The organism is Paraburkholderia sp. BL6665CI2N2 (assembly GCF_004366535.1).
In the GTDB taxonomy this organism is placed as follows: domain Bacteria; phylum Pseudomonadota; class Gammaproteobacteria; order Burkholderiales; family Burkholderiaceae; genus Paraburkholderia.
The window spans coordinates 594,258-611,548 of the sequence record NZ_SORC01000001.1; the positions used below are offsets into that span (position 1 = coordinate 594,258).

The 17,291-nt window shown below is 60.3% G+C and carries 17 protein-coding genes; 9 read left to right on the forward strand and 8 right to left on the reverse strand.

Going from position 1 to position 17,291, the window contains the following annotated elements; all coding sequences use genetic code 11:
- Positions 1-15: 15 nt before the first annotated feature.
- Entirely contained in the window at positions 16-1,098 is a 1,083-nt protein-coding gene (locus B0G81_RS02555; RefSeq protein WP_134133369.1) for a tyrosine-type recombinase/integrase, read from the forward strand.
- 64 nt (positions 1,099-1,162) lie between these two features.
- On the opposite strand, the gene B0G81_RS02560 is transcribed toward B0G81_RS02555, so the two are convergent.
- Entirely contained in the window at positions 1,163-2,374 is a 1,212-nt protein-coding gene (locus tag B0G81_RS02560) for a DNA-binding protein (RefSeq protein WP_134133371.1), read from the reverse strand.
- A gap of 2,086 nt (positions 2,375-4,460) precedes the next feature.
- Between B0G81_RS02560 and B0G81_RS02565 the strand changes: the two genes are divergently transcribed.
- Positions 4,461-5,810 (forward strand): replication initiation protein, encoded by a 1,350-nt coding sequence (locus B0G81_RS02565; RefSeq protein WP_116122772.1) that lies wholly within the window; start codon positions 4,461-4,463, stop codon positions 5,808-5,810.
- Positions 5,811-5,865: 55 nt separating this feature from the next.
- Here B0G81_RS02565 and B0G81_RS02570 read toward each other — a convergent pair whose 3' ends face one another.
- Both B0G81_RS02570 and parA read right to left on the reverse strand, forming a co-directional pair.
- On the reverse strand, positions 5,866-6,924 hold the full coding sequence (locus B0G81_RS02570; RefSeq protein WP_116122773.1) for a ParB/RepB/Spo0J family partition protein: 1,059 nt from the start codon (positions 6,922-6,924) through the stop codon (positions 5,866-5,868).
- A 25-nt stretch (positions 6,925-6,949) separates the two neighbouring features.
- The gene (gene parA / locus B0G81_RS02575; RefSeq protein ID WP_012428795.1) at positions 6,950-7,612 is read right to left on the reverse strand and encodes a ParA family partition ATPase; all 663 of its coding nucleotides are present in this window, start codon (positions 7,610-7,612) and stop codon (positions 6,950-6,952) included.
- Positions 7,613-8,735: 1,123 nt separating this feature from the next.
- Here parA and arsC point away from each other — a divergent pair.
- Positions 8,736-9,095, forward strand: coding sequence for an arsenate reductase (glutaredoxin) (gene arsC / locus B0G81_RS02580; RefSeq protein ID WP_134133374.1), 360 nt, complete (start codon positions 8,736-8,738; stop codon positions 9,093-9,095).
- 48 nt (positions 9,096-9,143) lie between these two features.
- Here the strand turns inward: arsC and B0G81_RS02585 are convergent, their stop codons facing one another.
- Positions 9,144-10,130: a sulfonate ABC transporter substrate-binding protein gene (locus B0G81_RS02585; protein WP_134133376.1), complete on the reverse strand. Its 987-nt coding sequence runs from the start codon at positions 10,128-10,130 to the stop codon at positions 9,144-9,146.
- A gap of 226 nt (positions 10,131-10,356) precedes the next feature.
- Between B0G81_RS02585 and B0G81_RS02590 the strand changes: the two genes are divergently transcribed.
- Both B0G81_RS02590 and B0G81_RS02595 read left to right on the forward strand, forming a co-directional pair.
- Complete coding sequence (locus tag B0G81_RS02590; protein WP_134133378.1) at positions 10,357-11,733, forward strand: gluconate:H+ symporter; 1,377 nt, start codon at positions 10,357-10,359, stop codon at positions 11,731-11,733.
- 134 nt (positions 11,734-11,867) lie between these two features.
- A complete protein-coding gene (locus B0G81_RS02595) occupies positions 11,868-12,158 on the forward strand; it encodes a DUF1272 domain-containing protein (RefSeq protein WP_106281502.1) in 291 nt (96 codons plus the stop codon).
- A 73-nt stretch (positions 12,159-12,231) separates the two neighbouring features.
- Here B0G81_RS02595 and B0G81_RS02600 read toward each other — a convergent pair whose 3' ends face one another.
- Positions 12,232-12,435 carry a zf-HC2 domain-containing protein gene (locus tag B0G81_RS02600; protein ID WP_106281500.1) on the reverse strand — a complete coding sequence of 68 codons (204 nt, stop codon included), beginning with the start codon at positions 12,433-12,435 and terminating at the stop codon, positions 12,232-12,234.
- Entirely contained in the window at positions 12,422-13,030 is a 609-nt protein-coding gene (locus tag B0G81_RS02605) for an RNA polymerase factor sigma-70 (protein ID WP_106281498.1), read from the reverse strand. Before B0G81_RS02605 ends, B0G81_RS02600 begins: the two co-directional genes overlap by 14 nt.
- Before the next feature lie 447 nt (positions 13,031-13,477).
- Between B0G81_RS02605 and B0G81_RS45315 the strand changes: the two genes are divergently transcribed.
- From B0G81_RS45315 to B0G81_RS02615, 3 genes are all read left to right on the forward strand, one after another.
- On the forward strand, positions 13,478-13,609 hold the full coding sequence (locus tag B0G81_RS45315) for a hypothetical protein (protein WP_013341997.1): 132 nt from the start codon (positions 13,478-13,480) through the stop codon (positions 13,607-13,609).
- A 561-nt stretch (positions 13,610-14,170) separates the two neighbouring features.
- On the forward strand, positions 14,171-14,455 hold the full coding sequence (locus B0G81_RS02610; RefSeq protein ID WP_106281496.1) for a hypothetical protein: 285 nt from the start codon (positions 14,171-14,173) through the stop codon (positions 14,453-14,455).
- A gap of 11 nt (positions 14,456-14,466) precedes the next feature.
- Positions 14,467-14,736, forward strand: a complete 270-nt coding sequence (locus B0G81_RS02615; RefSeq protein WP_241974842.1) for a DUF6723 family protein — start codon at positions 14,467-14,469, stop codon at positions 14,734-14,736.
- 168 nt (positions 14,737-14,904) lie between these two features.
- Here B0G81_RS02615 and B0G81_RS02620 read toward each other — a convergent pair whose 3' ends face one another.
- Positions 14,905-15,111, reverse strand: a complete 207-nt coding sequence (locus B0G81_RS02620) for a hypothetical protein (RefSeq protein ID WP_106281493.1) — start codon at positions 15,109-15,111, stop codon at positions 14,905-14,907.
- A gap of 361 nt (positions 15,112-15,472) precedes the next feature.
- Between B0G81_RS02620 and B0G81_RS02625 the strand changes: the two genes are divergently transcribed.
- Positions 15,473-16,027: an NADPH-dependent FMN reductase gene (locus B0G81_RS02625; protein WP_134133381.1), complete on the forward strand. Its 555-nt coding sequence runs from the start codon at positions 15,473-15,475 to the stop codon at positions 16,025-16,027.
- Positions 16,028-16,132: 105 nt separating this feature from the next.
- Here the strand turns inward: B0G81_RS02625 and B0G81_RS02630 are convergent, their stop codons facing one another.
- Entirely contained in the window at positions 16,133-17,167 is a 1,035-nt protein-coding gene (locus B0G81_RS02630) for a hypothetical protein (protein WP_134133384.1), read from the reverse strand.
- Between the last annotated feature and the right edge of the window lie 124 nt (positions 17,168-17,291).

The window sequence follows — 17,291 nt, forward strand, 5'->3', positions numbered from 1 at the left end:
ACAGAAAGAAAGCTCATGTCACCTCCTCACCTGACCGACTCGGTTCCACGTCCTGCGCCGTCCACGGACCTCTTCGATCAGCAACGTGAAGACTGGCGTCGCGATCCGCAAATCGCTTTCGACGCATGGCTTGCCAAGCAGCATTTCCGCCGGTCCTCCGCTGAGGTCTACCAGGCGCAATGGGGGCTTTTTCTCGAATGGCTGAGCGTGCGCCAGAAAAGTCTCGTCACGGTCGATGCTCATGCAATTGCCGAGTTCGTCGCTGGTCTCGACGTTAAAAAGACTCAACGTGTGCGGTATTTGCGGCTGATCGAGCGGGTGCTCGATCATGTGCGCGAAATCGAATCCGCTTCGACCAATCCGGCGCGCTTCATTGCTCAGGATGGCGAAGCAGCGTGGCGCAACGCGCGCGATAACGAGCCGACCGGCTTTCTCAGTCACGCGGAAAGAACGGCGCTGATCGCGCATCTGTTTTCGCCGTTGCCGGATTTGTCTGCGGCGCAACGTTGGAGGGAGCGGCGCGACCGCGCTCTGATCGCGGTGTTTTTAGGTGGCGGGTTGAAGACGGGCGAGGCCGCATCGCTTACGGTTAGTTGCGTGAATGCCGGAACACCCTGGGTGACAATCGAGTCAGCCAACCCGATGCTCACACGGCGCACCCGGCTCGCGCCGTTCGCCGCGGCGATTCTCGACGCGTGGCTGGCGGAACGGCGGCTCTCGGAACTGGCCGGCAATCTGGTGTTTCCCGCGTCGCCTTCCGGAAGGCCCATGCATAAAGCCACCATGCTGCGCGCGGTCGATGCTTTGGTCGACGGAGCCGGGATCGCCGAGTCGCGGGCGTCGCGGGCCAGTCCGCAAACATTGCGGAATACGTTCGCGGCGGATCTGTTCGAAAGTGGCGTCGAGGCGGAACTGGTCGGACAATGGCTGGGATTTGTGCAGGCGGTGTCGGCTAACCGTCTGTACCGTGCTTGGCAAAACTGGATGGATCAGCAGGATTCTCCCGCCGCCAACGTTCCGGATCCAGCGGTCACGCCCTTACCCGCACCTCGACGCGACGGGCGTTTGACGAGGAATAGGGGAGCCGGCGGGTCCTGAAATTCCTCACCTTTCGGGTCCCGAATTTCCTCACCTTTGCCGATTTATCCGCTATCGCACCGCGTCAAACCCCTGCCGACTCGGCAATCGGATCGCTCGACAGAAACCGGCTAACCGCCTCCAGCCTTGATTCGCCGAGACCCGATGAGTGATCGCACTCCGGACATTGCAGTTCGAAGCGGTGATTCACTTGCGACAGTTCCGGCTCACCTTCCTCACATTTTGGGCATCGCAGTGGAAGGGCGACGTGGCCGTCCGCGGCCGTGCCGATCGCCCTCAATTCGTCGCCCGTCAAGCGTCCGGCTTCGACTAGCGAGCAGAGCAGATTCGCAATCGCCGGATCGATCCCCTGCTGACCGCGCAAAACAGCGACTTCTTTCGTGAGCCTATCTACTTCATCCGATTGCTCGCGCAGTTGGGCGTCGAGTCGGTCGCCGCGCGCCTTGGCCGCGGCGATCTGCTGAATAAACTCAAATTCCTTGCGACTCGCGTCGCGCACCCCCGACTGGTAAGTGGCCGCCATGCTGCGCAACGAGTCGAGCTCGACCAGCATCGGCTTGACGCGTCGCTCGGCTTCGGCGACAGCGTCCTTGATCTGCTGCGCATAGTGTTCGGTGCTTTGGCGCAATTCGACGTGCAATGCGTCGATCCGGTCTCTCAGCGTCGCGTTGTTCGCGAATTCGTTGTCGAGCCGTTGACGAAGCGCTTCGTTTTCGTGATCGAGCCGGCGCACCGTTGCCTGTAAACCTTCCTGATGAGCATTTCCGTGCGTGGCCACGTTCGACAACTCGGTCTCGAGCGCGCGAACACGTTCCCAAGCCGCCTCGGCTCGCAACTCGCTGCGCTTGATCGCGTCTTCCGATGCCTGCTGGCGAATTTCCGCGTCCCGAGCGCGCTGGTCAGCGGCTGCGACTTGCGCACGAATTTCCTCACGCTCGTCGTCGAGCGCAGTGCGCGCATGGGAGACGGCTTCTTCAAAAAATGCACCTAGCAATTCGCCGGCACGATCCTCAAGTGCTTTCGGGATAGCACCTGCGCCGACTTTCACACGCGACACATTCCGGATGCGCTCCCAGAAGTGGTCGATGTCCTTTGGAATGTCGCTCGCGCTACCGGTCTGGGTCAGATCACGAACCGCGGCCATGGACGGGCGAATGCCCAGATCAAAAAACAGCCGTTTGCATGCGTGCAGCGAAAGTTCTTGCCGCCGCGCTCCGTTGGCTCGCAGCACTTCAAGCTCGTCCCGAATGGATTGCCGTTCCTGATCCAGATTCATGTATGCCTCGATGTCGCTCGAAATTGGATGAATCATAACAATTTACGTACTGTTTGCTACGTATTTGTTGGTCGAGGGTACGGAATGGAGAAAATGGCTGTCTTGCTACCAAACGTGAGGCGGCGGATTTGTGCTAGCGGGTTTTTTCCGTGAAACAAAACGAAGAATAGCCAATAACTTCTTGTAAAGAAAGGGCTTTTAAAGCCTTTACGACGATCGCGCACTGTTTCACGAACGCGTCATGTTGGCTGCGTGGGTTTGAGACTTTGTCCGAAGGACACGCGGGGGAAATTCTAGAGAGTAATAAAAGTAAACACCTTTGAACCCATGTTAAAAACGTTAACGCCACGGCAAAGCCTTACCTGGCAAGGACTTCAGCCCGGTAAGGTGAAGCTTTGCGGGAGAGGTGGTGAGCTCTTGCGGGAATGTCGAGTGATGAGGTTCGGGGGCCTTGGTGAGCGGGTCCGGGACAGAACGTGAGCGGGTTCAGGAACCACCCCAAAAGTGCGGCTCAACCAAAGGTGAGTTTTTGCAGGAGCTCAATGCCATGGATCGCCCGGCAGTGCTCGACAGTCGGTTTGAGGCTTGGCCTGGGCGAGGGTGAGCGCTTTCGGGATGTGGTTGCCTCCCTGTTTTGGGCTGTATTTTGAGCTGGTTAACCCCATTGGTGAGCCAAGTCGGGAGAAAACGCGAACCGAAGGTGAGGCTTTACGGGGTAAGGCGGCGTTTTTGCCTTATTTCTGTGCATTTCGGTGCCCAAGGTGAGCGTTTTCGGGAGCGGGCCGGGTTTTTGTCATGAACTTCGGGGTCGGCGGCGATGAGCGGCTCGATGGCCGTGGTCTAAGGTGAGCGAATTCGGGAGGCGGGTTTTTACGCGGTCTGCGGTCCGTGAAATGCACCTGATCTGGGTCAAAGGTGAGGTTTTTCAGGAGGTGTTTGGGAGCCTGACGATCGTTCAGGTGAGGAAATACGGGACCAAAATAGCTTTTATCGCTCGGAAAGGCCCTGCTGACGCCGTTAAAGTCACTTGCATTTGACGGTCGCGGAAATCGAACGGTGAGATTTTTCAGGACTGCGGCGGTCGCGGGCGGAAATGGTTGATTCCTCTGAAATGGGTCTTGAGGTGAGGTTTTTCGGGAGCGGCGCGGTCAATAGTGGTGGGGCGGAAATCCTAAGTCATTGAAAACATGAAGTATTATTGTAGTGATTCACAAAGGTGAGGTTTTTCGGGAGCATGTAACTGAGGTGATGAGAGGCCCTCTGATGCCACTATGGTGAGGTTTTTCGGGACGGTTTTTCAGTGCTTTTGGAGCACGAGACGTCTGGAGGCCGCGTCGTTCCGAGCGCTCCGCCAGTCTTGAGGTGAGGTTTTTCGGGGGTTATGAGCGGGCTAAACCGACCCATTGGCTCAAGACGGCCGTGCTTGAGGTTCGTCCGAGGCCGTTGCGCAAGTGGTCGTTGCATCGAGGCACAAAACTCAGGCGGAGTCGAAACAGGCTGGGCATTTGGTTGGAAGGCTTGCGACGCCTGCAGAGAGATCGCTCGTGGGCTGCGGTTGCGCTTACGTCGGAGCCGTGGTGTGGGTCGGTCCCACCAACGCAGGCAAAGCTTGTAGCTGTGTTCGGCACGCCCTTGGCGCGGAGTCGCACGTATCGGCGAGGCGGTACTCGTAACGCTGCATCGATTCGACCGTTCGCGCGTAGGCGTCTCGCAATCGCGCCGGCCGGCCGCTGTCCTCCAGTCAAATGATGCCCAAAACTTGTCTCTCAGTTTGATCGGCCGTACGAGGACCCAGTCCGCAGCGGCACACCCGTCAAAATTCACCAGATTTTTTTGAGGTGAGAAGATTCGGGACTGAATGGCCCTCGTTCGCACTTGCAGCAGAAATGCTCTGAAATTGCCAGGCCCGCGACCTGCAAGGACGGCCCGAACCTGGCGCCAAATGGCTGAGGTGAGGGTTTTCGGGAGTTGCTCGAGGTGAGTCGCGCCTCGTAAACTCGCTTCACCCGCAACGGTGAGATCCACGCTATAGACGCGTATCACCGCAGCCGGTATGCTCTCGCCAAATCCCTCCTCGACCCGACGCATGGCCACGAAGCGCGCGAAGAAGACCGACGTAGTCAGCCCGAGCTCGGCCGAGTTGCGCAAAGCCGTCGAGGCGATCGCGATTCAGCCCAAGAGCGGGAAAATCACGCTCCTTACCCGTAAGCTGTTCAACGTGCTCCTCGCCGTGGCTCAGCAAGCGGACGAATCCGGCGACACGTATCGGGCCTTGCTATCCGACATCGTCGCGAACTCCGCGTTTGATTCCAACGACACCGCGCTCGTCAAGGAGCACTTGCGGCGCATGGTGTCGGTGCAGGTTGAATGGAGCACGGGCACGTCCAGTCAGAAGCCGGGCCGGAAATGGGGTATTTCCACGCTGATTGCCGACGCGGAAATTCTCGAAGACCCGACCACCCGCCGTGTCTGGGTGGAGTTCTCGTTTGCGCCGAAGATCAAGAAAAAGCTGCTCGATCCGGTTCAGTACGCCCGCCTGAGTCTCCAGTTCCAAAGCCAGCTGCGCAGCAGCGCGGGCCTCGCGCTGTACGAGATTTGCGTGCGCTATCTGACGAATCCGAGCCATTTGACAATGCGCGAGACGTGGGAATGGTGGCGCCCTATCCTCTCCGGCACGCCGGACACGGAAGCGGGCGATGAAGCGAAGCGCGAATACAAGTACTTCAAGCGTGATTACTTGCGCCCGGCCATCGCCGAGGTCAACGCCGTCACCAACATCTTTGTCGAACTGATCGAGCACCGGGAAGGGCGGCGGGTCGCCGAGATCCAGTTCCGCGTGACCGAACGCAAGCAGCCGATGCTCGCGCTCGACGAACATCCGAACGTATTCGACAGTACGCTGGTCGACCGGATGGTGAAGATCGGCATCCCGCTGAAAGAAGCGCAAACGCTCTACGCTGACAGCGAAGAAAATCGCATTCGCGCCGCACTCCAGATGACCGAGCAACGCATGCGCAGCACGTCGCTGCCGCCGGTGCGCAGCGCGCCGGCACTATTCAAGGACGCGTTGAAGAAAGGTTACGCGCCGCCGGTCGAAGCGCTGCCGTCGGGTACTGGCGGCAAGGCTGCGGTTACCGCGCCGGCCGACGACCTCAAGGCGCGCCTGCTAGGTGAGTATTCGGCGTATCGTCGCAAGGAAGCGCGCGAGTTGTACGACGAACAAGGTGAGTCCGAGCGGGATATCGCGCGGCAGTCGTTTGAAGAAGATGAATTGCCGGGACTCGGCACGCACATGCGCGACGACTGGCGTCGTCGTGGGCTGGATTCGAAGATCGTCGAAACGGCTTTCTTCGATTGGCTGGCTCGCAAGACCTGGGGCGAGCCCACCGACGGTGATCTGCTTGCCTTCACGCTGAGCCAATCGCGCGCGGCGTAATTACTGAGTGGGGCGCGGCTATCGGCTGCCGGCCCCATCGCTCTACCGGTCTTTCCTACTTCAGCATCTTTTCAATCTGGCGAAGGATGTCGTCGCGCTTTTCACGCGTGAGCCCCTTCAAGCGCAGTTCGATTCGATCATCCCCATACGATTTGAGATCGCCGACAGACACGCCGTCGAGCTTGATTTCCAGACGCTGAGCGTAGCGTTGACGGCCTGCGGGTTTGGTGCTTTCCTGGGTGGTCGCTCTTCCCTTGACGATGTCCGCGACTTGCCGCGTACTCAGATCGTCCGAGAGGATTTTGTTGATCAGGCGTAGTGTTGCGTCGGCGCCGCGGGCGGTGTGATAACGACCCACCTGATACGCCATGTTCGAGCCAAAGCGGTCCGGTCGCGCGACCATCTCGTGCATGACGACCTCAGGCAGTTTGGCGATCGACAAGGCGACCGCAACCGTCGACTCATCTAGCCCGAGGTGTTCGGCAAGCTCCTTCTGACTCTGGAAATGCCGATCGTCGAGAAAGCGTTTCCATACAACCGCGTTGTCGAACACCGTCTGCGAATCGCGCTGGACGTTGAGATCGTAGCCAAGCTTGTAGCTCTGGATACCGATCGGCAGATCGATGACGATCGCCTTCACCGTTTCCTTGTTCGCTTCTTTCAGCGCCCGTACCCGCCGCCCGCCATCGCTGACGTAGTAGGTGCCGGGATTGTCGTAATCCGGGATGACATGAATCGCCTGCTGCTGGCCCTGCTTCGCCAGATTGACAGCGAGTTCGGCAATCGAAGACTTCAGATAGAAGTGCCGCGGATTGAACGGGCTCGGCTTGATCGCCTTAAGCGGCAGATCGATCACCTGGCCCGGTCGGTAGCCGTGCTCGTTGCGCCACGTGCGATAGGCCGCCGATTCATTGGCGGCGTCAGCGGCGTCGACTTCGGCAACGCTCTGCGACGGCATGACTGGCGCGATGGTGCGTCTCACCGCGTCGCTACTCTTCGGATCATTCTTGACTAGGCCGTCGATAGCGTTCAGTCGATCGAGGGCGGTTCGCTTTTCGCTGCTGGTTGAATCAGGACGTGCTTGAAAGCCTTTGGCGAATTGGGAGGGTTTCATTCAGGGTCCTTTATGCGCATAAATTTCACGGGAGCAAGGCGGCGATCTCATTCGCGCACGCCCGTACTTCGATGGCAGCCAGTTTGGCGCCGCGATCATTCATCTGAAGCACTGTTTGCCCTAACGCCATGGCCTGCTTGTAGGCCTCACGTGTGGGGATCTGTGTCTTGAGCAACGGGAATCCGAGCTCCTCCAACGCGCGCTTCAGTTCGCGCGTCAGCATCCGTTTTTCTTCGGTCTTGTTGAGGAGGAAGACCGCACGCAGGTCTTCGTTCATGACCTGAGCCTGCTGGACGAGTTTCACCAACCCGATACTTGACCAGTAGTCGGCGGGGGACGACGAGGTCGGAATCACCGCGACGCTTGCGGCGAGTAGGACGACGCCGGAGACTTTCTCGGTGATAGAAGGCGGGCAGTCGACGACGATGATGTCGTAGTCAGACACGAACTTCTTGATCTCGCGATGAATCTGGCTGCCTGCTTCGGACAGGTTGACGACGGGAAACGGGATACCGGTGTCGCCGTCGGATGATGCACTGGCCCAGTGGATCAGCGTGTTCTGACCGTCTGCGTCTACGACGAGGACGCGTTTGCCTTTCTCATGAAACGCAGCGCCGAGGTGCATCGCGATTGTGCTCTTCCCGACCCCGCCCTTTTGCTGTGTTACCGCGATGATTTCCGCTGCCAATCTTCACCTCCTCTTTTTAGACGCAGATGGATTTTACCTGGATGAATTTGTATATCAATCGTTTTTGTGTAAACGCGAGAAGGATTAGCCATTCGGGATAGGTTTATGCGCATAAAGAAGGGAGTCGCGGCGCTCTGCCGCTGCTGAGGGTGGTCAACGGCCGCTAAGGGCGATGTTGAGGCCGTCCGGTCCGCGCTTGTTGCGCGCTTCAGTGATCACGATTGGCTGCGGATTGACAGCCGCTCAAACGTTCAGCGGACTCAAGCGGTTTGGTAGACGCGGCGCCAAACCGCTTGCCCATGGACAGTGTCCGGATCGCAGTGTCTGAAGTCGGAGGTGGCTGGTTATGTGACATGCGTCAGCGGTCAACGCATGACAGGCCAGCGGAATTGGCCTCAAGATTTATGCGCATAAAGTCGTCGCAGCAGGCCCTGCTTTGGCGATCTGTTCGCCCAAGCGCGTGCCGGCGTGGTAACTCAGAGCACTGAAACGGCCACCAAGCGTCGAGCCGAGCCAAGCTGAAGTGCCGGAGAACTGGCGCCAGACACGTCCATGAGCTCTGGCGAAGTTCGTAGGCGGGCGTGCCCCCGACGGGAGAGCGCGACGCTTGAGACACAGGCAATCGCAGAATGCCGGTCGCACGGTTTATGCGCATAAACTGCGAAACGGAAGGGTGAGAGCCAGCCAGCGGTTCCGCACGCAGCCGCCGCATGCCAACGTATTGATCGATCAATCACCCCCGCAGGCTATTCACGGATCTGTGCCTTCGCGCCACACGTTGTCGGAACCTGCCCAGGTTGCGTTCACTCTCCGGTGATTGAGAAAGACCCAGCGTGGCCCGCCGTGCCCAGCACCATTCGCAGCCGAACAATAAATTCAATAACGAAGCAAATAGAAAAAGCGCCTCATCCACGCGAAGACTCAGCCCAGCGTGGACACCAAACTCGTCATGCGATTAGGCAATCGTCCCGCGCCCGAATCCGCGTCGTCCGCGCAACGTGCACCGTGCAACCGGCAAATACAAAACCTCCACCGCAACGCATCAACCAGCCAACTCCGCACCCGCTAAAATCCCACCCGACTGCCGCCGCGCACACTCGCCTCCAAACCACCCCGCAAACCCATGATCACGATCTACCACAACCCCCGTTGCTCGAAATCGCGCGCCACCTGCGAGCTAATCGCCACCACCTACAACAGTGCAAACGAAGCCACAGAAATCGTCGAATATCTGAAGCATCCACTCACAGCCGACCAACTCAAGCAACTCAACGTTCAACTAGGCTGCACCGTCCGTGAAATGCTTCGCGATAGCGAACCCGAATACAAGGAACTTCAGCTTTCCAACACAGCATTGACCGACACTCAGTTATACGAAGCTTTGGCAAAACATCCGATCCTTCTGCAACGGCCGATCGTCGTGCGAAACGGGCAAGCCGTAATCGCCCGCCCACCGGAAAACGTTGCCGCGTTATTCGCCTGAATGACCTAACAAAGCGCTCAAATTGAAGCAGAGTGCCAAGCCAGCAAACTACACTTTGCTACCCGGCAACGCCGCATCCCTGGTCACGATCTTCGTGGGAATGATGCGCAACTCGCTGAAGGTATCGGCGATACGTTGCTGTTCCGCAAGCACGTTCGCATCGACGGGTTTGTACACGTGCGCGTAGTGCCGCAAACCCGCTTCGATCACGCCCGCGTCGAGCCCCTGAATCGGCGCGAGCTGCGCGGCGGCCTCGCTGTAATGCCCGCGCACCCACGCGCCTTCTTTGCCCACTTCGTCCATCGTGATCGCGAGCACATTGGCGTTCCGTTCCGCGAACGACCGCGCGCTCAGGAAGAACTGGTGATGGCTCACAATGCCGTCGGCGTCCGTCAGAAGGCGCGCGTTCGACTGACGCTTCGCCGCTTCGAGAAACGGATCCCAGATCGCCCATGCATCGATCGCCCCGCGTTCGAAGGCGGCGCGCGCATCCGCCGGCGCCAGATAGACTGGTTGAATCTCGCTGTATTTCACGCCGGCTTTCTGCAACGCGGCGACCAGAAACCAGTGAACATCCGAACCTTTGTTGAAGGCGATTTTCTTGCCCTTCAGATCGGCCAGCGTTTTGATCGACGCATCCTGATGGACGAGGATGCCTTCGGCATGCGGCGTTGGGACCTCATAGGCGACGTAGACGAAATTCGCGCCGGCGGCCTGCGCGAACACGGGCGGCGCCTCGCCGACATAGCCGAAGTCGATGGCGCCGACATTCAGTCCTTCCAGCAACTGTGGTCCCGCAGGAAACTCAGTCCATTTGACGGTAATGCCGAGCGGCGCAAGCCGTTTTTCGAGCGTGCCGTGCGCCTTCAGCAACACGAGCGTATTGGCGGCTTTCTGATAACCGATGCGAAATTCCTGTGCGTGCGCTTCGGCGGCAAAAACGGACGTGGAGATGACGGGCAGCGTGGCGGCGGCGAACGTTGCGCCCACGCCGGCAATGAACGCGCGGCGCGTGAACAGCGGATGACGTGACATGAGAGGGCTTATGAAAAAGACGGACGCAAAACGGACCGATTGGCTCCGACGATAGTTCGTATGCAAGCCTGGACGAACCGATAAATTCGCATAAGCAATTCACGCGAATAAAAGGAAGCTGGGCGGACCATGTTTTGTCTGCCTAACTGCGTCGATTCTGAAGCGGCCGCTACAATTCGTCGTCCGCGCCCGGCCGCGGCTGCGTCATTCGACAAAAAGGAACACCGTGCATCTGACGACAACACTCGCCCCGTGGTCATCCCACGACACCCAACTCATTCTGTCGTGCGTGCTCGGACTCGCACTGATCATCGTTTTCATCAGTGTGTTGAAACTCGCGCCATTCCTGTCGATTCTGGTCGGCACGTTCGCCGCGGGTTTTGCAGCCGGCCTGCCGCTGGAGGCCGTCGCCAGTGCATTCAGTAAAGGCGCCGGTGCGTTGCTCGGTGACGTCGGCATCATCATTGCGCTCGGCGCCATGCTCGGTGCGCTCATGGCTGAATCCGGCGCGGCCGACCGGCTCGTCTCGACCATTCTCAAACACTCCACGCCACGCACGCTGCCTTGGATGATGGCCGTCGTCGCGCTGATCATCGGCTTGCCGCTCTTCTTCGAAGTCGGCCTCGTGATGATGGTGCCGATCATCTTCGTGATGGCGCGCCGTTCGCAGCAGCCGATCCTGCGCATCGCGATTCCGGCGCTGGCCGGCATGACCACGCTTCATGCGCTCCTGCCGCCGCATCCTGGTCCGCTGATCGCGGTGAGCGCGCTGCACGCCGATCTCGGCCTGACGCTCGGGCTTGGTCTGATCGTTGCGATTCCCGCCGTGATTCTCGCGGGCCCGCTGTATGGCATCTGGTTGTCCAAACGGATGCACGTCGTCGAGCCGGAGGAAATGGGCAAACTCTTCAGCGCCAAACAAGACACCGGCGAGCCGCCGAGTTTCGCGATCTCGCTCATCACGATCCTGTTGCCCGTCGTGTTGATGCTAGGGCGCACGGTTGCCAAGCTGCTGCTCCAGCCCGAAACGTTCCTTTTCAACACGCTAAATTTTCTCGGTGAGCCGCTGATCGCGCTCGGCCTCACCGTGCTGTTCGCCGTGGTCGCATTGGGATGGTCGCGGGGCATGGCGCGCGAGCGCGTCGGCGGGATTCTGCGCAAGAGCCTGCCGCCGATCGCCGCGCTGCTGCTGACCATCGGCGCCGGCGGCGGTCTTAAGCAGGCGCTCGTGGTGGCCGGCATCAGTTCGACCATCGGCAAGATCGCGGTCGGCGCGCACATGCCGCTGATTCTGCTGGCGTGGCTGATCGCCGTCGCGCTGCGCCAGGCGACGGGCTCGGCAACGGTCGCCACGACGACAACCGCCGGCATCGTCGCGCCGGTCGTCGCCGGTCTGAGCACGACGCACAATTCGCTGATGGCACTCGCCATCGGCGCGGGTTCGGTGTTCTTCTGCCACGTGAACGATGCGGGCTTCTGGATGGTCCGCGAGTATTTCGGCCTGCAATTGAAACAGACCTTGCTGGTCTGGTCGGTGTTGCAAACGATCGTGTCCGTTGTCGGCCTCGCACTCACGCTCGTGTTGTGGACGGTGCTGACTTGACGCCGCTCGAGGCTCTCGCGGCGTTGGCAGGAATTGATGCGCGGCTGTCCATTCCGGGCGGCCGGCGCCGCTTACACTGCCCGGCAAGCGAACTGCGGTCCCGCAGCGCGCTTCCCTGAAAACGCGGAGCCACCATGCTAGAACTGAGACCGTCCTGCGAAGGATGCGGCAAGTCACTGCCGCCGAACGCGTCCGATGCCATGATCTGCACGTACGAGTGCACCTTCTGCGAAATGTGTGCGCTCACTACGCTGCGCAATGTCTGTCCGAATTGCGGCGGCAATTTCCAGCATCGACCGGTTCGCACGCGCGCGCAGCTTGAGAAACATCCGGCCGGTACCACCCCGCATCCCGTTTCGATCGATGAAGCGTCGCACGCGCGTTTCTTCGAGCGTTATCGGGACACGCCGCCCGGCGAGCGCTAGCTCAGATGGCGCGCTCACACGCGCCGTGACACCAAAGCACGACGCATCTCGCGTGCTGTACTCGCCGTGCGCGTCAATCGTCGTTATTCACCGCACCCGGCGCCGCGATTCCGCTGACCGTATGCGCCGCCACGCGCAGCAGACGGATCTGCTTTCGATAGTTGCGGCAGCCGCTGCAGGTCGGCAGATGCAGACGGATCGCGACCCACTCGCCGGTCGTCAAGGAGCGGTCGAGCGCGTCGGACAACAAGCGCGTGATGTGCTTACATTTCCCCATTTGCGTCCTCGCTGGATAGGCCCTTTTCGCTCAGGCAAGTGCGCAAGCGCAGCCGCGCGCGGTAGATCAGCACGCTGCAATGATTGGCGGTCATCTGCAATTCAGCGCAAATCGCCTCGGTCTCGAGATCGAGGAATTCACGCATCATGAACACGCGTCCGATGTGCTCAGGCAAACGTTCCAGACACATCTCGAACAAGGTCCAGAACTGTTGCTGACGCAGCACGGTTTCAGGGGTCGGCCACGGGCGCGGCTTGCTTTCGCGCGACCAATGCCCGTTGTCTTTGAACAGATCGCGATCGAGCAAGCCTTCACCGTCGAGCTCGGACTCGAGCGCCGACAGGTTGATCGTGCGTCGCCGGGCGCGCAGGGTGTCGACGAGTTTGTGCCGCAGGATGCCGAACACCCAGGTCTTGTGTTCCGATTGCGCGGCGAATCGATCGGCTTGCGTCCATGCCGCGGCGAGCGCTTCCTGGACGGCGTCTTCCGCCGCGGCGGCATCGCGCAGTTGCAAACGGGCGAAGCGCACCAGGTCGCGTCGCAGTTGCGTCAGATAAACGGGATCGTCGAGCGCCGGCGCGCCTACTTGCGCCATGGACGACCTCGTCGGCGCAACGCTTTCTCGCGCGTGTTTTTTGTTTGATGGTAGCGATACATAAGCGGGTGGTTGTCCTCGCACTGTGGCTGAGCGTGTGCGCCATTCTCCCGTGAGCGCGTGCGCAATCGAATCGGTATTGAACATAAGCCCGACCTTGAGCGATGACCAGACTCAGTTAGTCGCACCACGCGCACCGTTATGACAGCAACAATAGATTATTGCGAAAATTGAAATCGCACCACTGGCAGTGCCAGCGGCGCACGGCTGCACAAGGAATGCCCGCTGCCGATAGAGGCTCAAACTTGCACAAGTCAGCCGACCCGATTATTTCATGAATTGAAATAAAGTCTTATTGTCTTCGCTGTTTTTCAGCCGCCGATCAGTCGATATTCTTCAGTCCATCGATCGCCCCAGATCGCGAACCAAACGCTGAGGAGCAGCACCATGAAACGCATTCTTTCCGCCCTGATCGCATCCGTCGCCCTGTTTGCCGCCGCTTCCGGCGCTGCTCACGCTGCCGCTCCGTCGCAATGCAACGGCCCGGCCTCGTACTGCAACGTGTTCTTCGGCAACTGATCGCTGGCGGGCGCGGACCCGTTGACGAGGAAGCTTCCGAAGTCAAGAAGAAGGGCGCCAATGGCGCCCTTTCGCTTTTGAGCCAGAAAAACCAGGCCACGACTCGATGCTAGCCTAAGTATCCCGCCCGGTGAGGCAAGCGCCCCAACCAATCCGGCAACTGCCATCAGCTGAAGAAATCCAGAAAGACAGGGTCCAGGGACGCGGCACATCTCACGAGCGGAAAACAATACCCGGCACTCCGAAGCAACACTCGCGCCCGGCACGCAAATGCATTCAATGGTCACCCTACTAACGTGTTACAGTGGGTCAACAGCTTGCAGTTCTCCTGCGCCTACGCGCAGTCTCAGACGCAAACGCCTCGCATCACAGCGCCCTGAACCGAACAGGGTCCCTTCCTCCAAAGCAGCTTCGCGGTGTCGTCAACCTGGCCTATTGAATCGGCCGTTCTTTACGCGCATCGTCGATCAACACCAGGTTTCGCTGGTACGCCGCGTTTGTCGGGCATGCGCCCGGCAACCAAGCCACGTTCCACGAAAGCGTTCACCGGAGACGAGCATCATGGGCAATACAATCAGAAGTTATCGAGGTCTCGAGATCTATCCGTTGGTCTATCCGCACCAGCCAAGCGGTCTCGACGGCATCCGCCACTACGATTCGGGCTTCGATGCCGCCGTGCGAATCTGCCGGCGCGGCACCGACGACACAATGACCAGCAGCCGCGTGTTTCGCGTGCCGAGTCGTTCGCCGTTCGGCGCGGCTGGCGACGCGCGCATTGCTTCAACCAGCTACGCAGAGCAGGTCATCGACGGCATGGTTGCCGGCCAGTCGATCGCCGGACTCTGATGCGCGCGCCAATGGCTAGTCAAGCTACCAGGCGCTCGCAGAGCGCGAATCTTCCCGCCCTCACGGGGCGCGCGAACTATCAGGTGATGGCGTCCTCGCGCCGTACTTCGAGCGGCACCTTGCCGACGCTGAAAGTGATTCGCTTGAGCGACGAACGGGTCATCTACCCGTTCCGGGGGCACGCCGACATGCCCTTTTTCGAAGACGCCGCAGCGGCGCAGTCGTTCGCCGAAGCCTATGGCTGGCAGTTGGTAGATGGCGACATTGCCGTGCCGGAATGACCTACTGTAAGCGGGACGAGGCAATCTCGTGACGCAACCGCGGTAGGACGGCAAGACGCAACGCCTCAACCTGAGCGGCCGGGCAAGTCGCCACTTCATCGCCGCAAGCCACCAAACGCAAGGGCAGCCTAACGGCGAAATGCGCCTGGCCCGCCGCGCTGCCGGCGACTAAATCTTCCCGCCGCCATCCATGCCGCTGCCGCGACGCCACACGTCTTTGCCACGTTCGGACAACTCGCCGCTGCTATGCGTGGCGTCCGCCGCTGTGCCGTCGACGGCCATCTCGCCCCCCGCCTGTTCCTGTGCCCGCTGCTTTTCCTTCTTGCGAGCGGCGACTGCTTCATCGTGGGATTTACCTGCGTAACTCGAAGTCATGACTTTATCCTCCAGCAATTTAACGCGGTGACGCGGCGCACGCGACCGGTCATTTATGCCTGACGCATCGATTTCTGTCGAAACGGGGCGGTAGCAGACACCCTTTTGCCTCAAAACGTCTTAGGCCGAAAGCATGCTTGATTGACAAGGCAAAAGTACCAGTTATCCACAAAGTTATTCAGAGAATCTGTGGATAACTTTGTGCGATAGAAAGTTATCCACAACGTACCTCCCGTCGTACGTGCCCCAAAAGTCTTGCCGCTGCTATTTTGGTGCCGCCGCCCCGCCCGCCTGGCTTTTGCCTATGATGGACAGTTCGTACCCTTTTGCGCGTCGAGCGCCTTACACAAGGAAGCGGATCATGGCCTATCACATTGCAGTCGTCGTCGGCAGCTTGCGGCGGGAGTCGTTCAACCGGCAGTTGGCGCAAGCCGTGATTTCACTGGCGCCGCCCGACTTCAGCTTCGAATTCATCGATATCGGTTCATTGCCGCTCTACAGTCAGGACTACGACGCCGACTACCCGGAAGCGGGCAAGCATCTAAAGCAGCACATTGAAGCTGCCGACGGCCTTCTGTTCGTCACCCCCGAATACAACCGTTCCATGCCCGGCGTGCTGAAAAATGCGCTGGATTGGGGTTCCCGCCCGTGGGGCACCAATTCTTGGGGCGGCAAACCCGGCGCGGTGATCGGCACGTCGGTCGGCGCGACCGGCACGGCGTTGGCGCAACAACATCTGCGCAACGTGCTGGCATATCTGGATGTCGCGGTGCTCGGGCAACCCGAGGTGTTCATCAAGCACGATCCCGCGGTTATCAACGAAAAAGGCGAGATCGTGAACGACGGTACGCGCAAGTTTCTGCAGACTTTCATGGATCGCTACGTTGCGTGGGTCAAACATCGGGGCGGCGCTTAAAAGCGCCCGGGCGGCAACGTTGCGAGAGAGAAGCGAGCTGATCGCAAGACTGAAGGCGGCGGCATACCGTAACCGCACGGCCTGCCGCCGCGATCGCTTTCATGCTTAGACGTGATGATGCCCCGTCACCCGCTCCCAGCCGTGACGCACCGCTAGCTTGAAGCGTTCCCAGGTGCTATCCGGCGACGTACTTTCCCAATGGCGTCGTGCTTCCGGCTCGACGTCGTCCCACGGCTGGTCGCGATAGCGCATGTCCTTGCCGATCTCCGCGCCATAGCGGTACGCCGGTACATAGTCTTCGTAACGCGCGTTTTCGGCGGCGTACTGTTCGTCGTAGTGCGCGCGGAAATCTTCCTCGTACTCGAGATACTCGTTCGGCATCTGCGCGCCTAAGCCGGCGTGCGGCTGTCCCGCTTCGGAAACGACTTCGGACGGCTGCATGACCGCCCCTGAACCCGGCATCGACCCGGCGGCGATCGCGCTACGGCCCGCGTCGCCGACCAGCGGATCCGTCACCGGTTCGTTGATTGGATCCGTCACAGGCCGTTCGCTAAGCGGCGGCGGCACGAACGGCTCGGCGTCCGTGCTTCCGGGCGGCACTGCGTATCGCGGGTCGGCCATCGTGGCGGGCCGTCCTGTCGCCGCCGCGTCCGCGGCGGCTGCGGTCGCGGCCTGCTTCGGGACGCTCGATGTACGCGGCGTGCCCGGCGTCGCCGCGCCGATGCCGAGTTCATCAAGGACAGAATGCTCGCGTCCGGTTTCGTCGACCGGCGCGTCCCAATCGGGTGCGCGCTCGCCGATGTCGGTCGCGCCGAGTCTCGTCAAAGTATCGCGAGCGAGGTCCGCGTGAGCTTCGCTCACCGCGTTGACGCACACCAGCACGGCGCCGCGGCGGACGGCTTCGGTGTAGCGTGCCGTTTCCGTTGAGCGTGGACCGCTTGCAAACAGGCTCGACAGGAAGCGCTCGATATTCGCCAGCACGCCCGAACCGGCAGCTTCGTCAGTGGCGGAGCCGACCGACGGTTCCGGATTCGCCTGCAATTCGATCGTTTCGCGGCCGAAACCTGTCTGGACGAGCGAGTCGCGCGCGGCTTCCGCTTGCGCGTAGGTGTCGAATAAACCAATCACGGTGTGTCGCATGGCTGTCTCCCGACGTATTTAGACACAACGAACGACGCATTCAGGCGCCGCCCTCCTTGCCTGTTTCGCCGCAACGATCATGCCGGGCCCGTGCGGCGGGCCTGCGCGCCCGCTGGCGCCTACT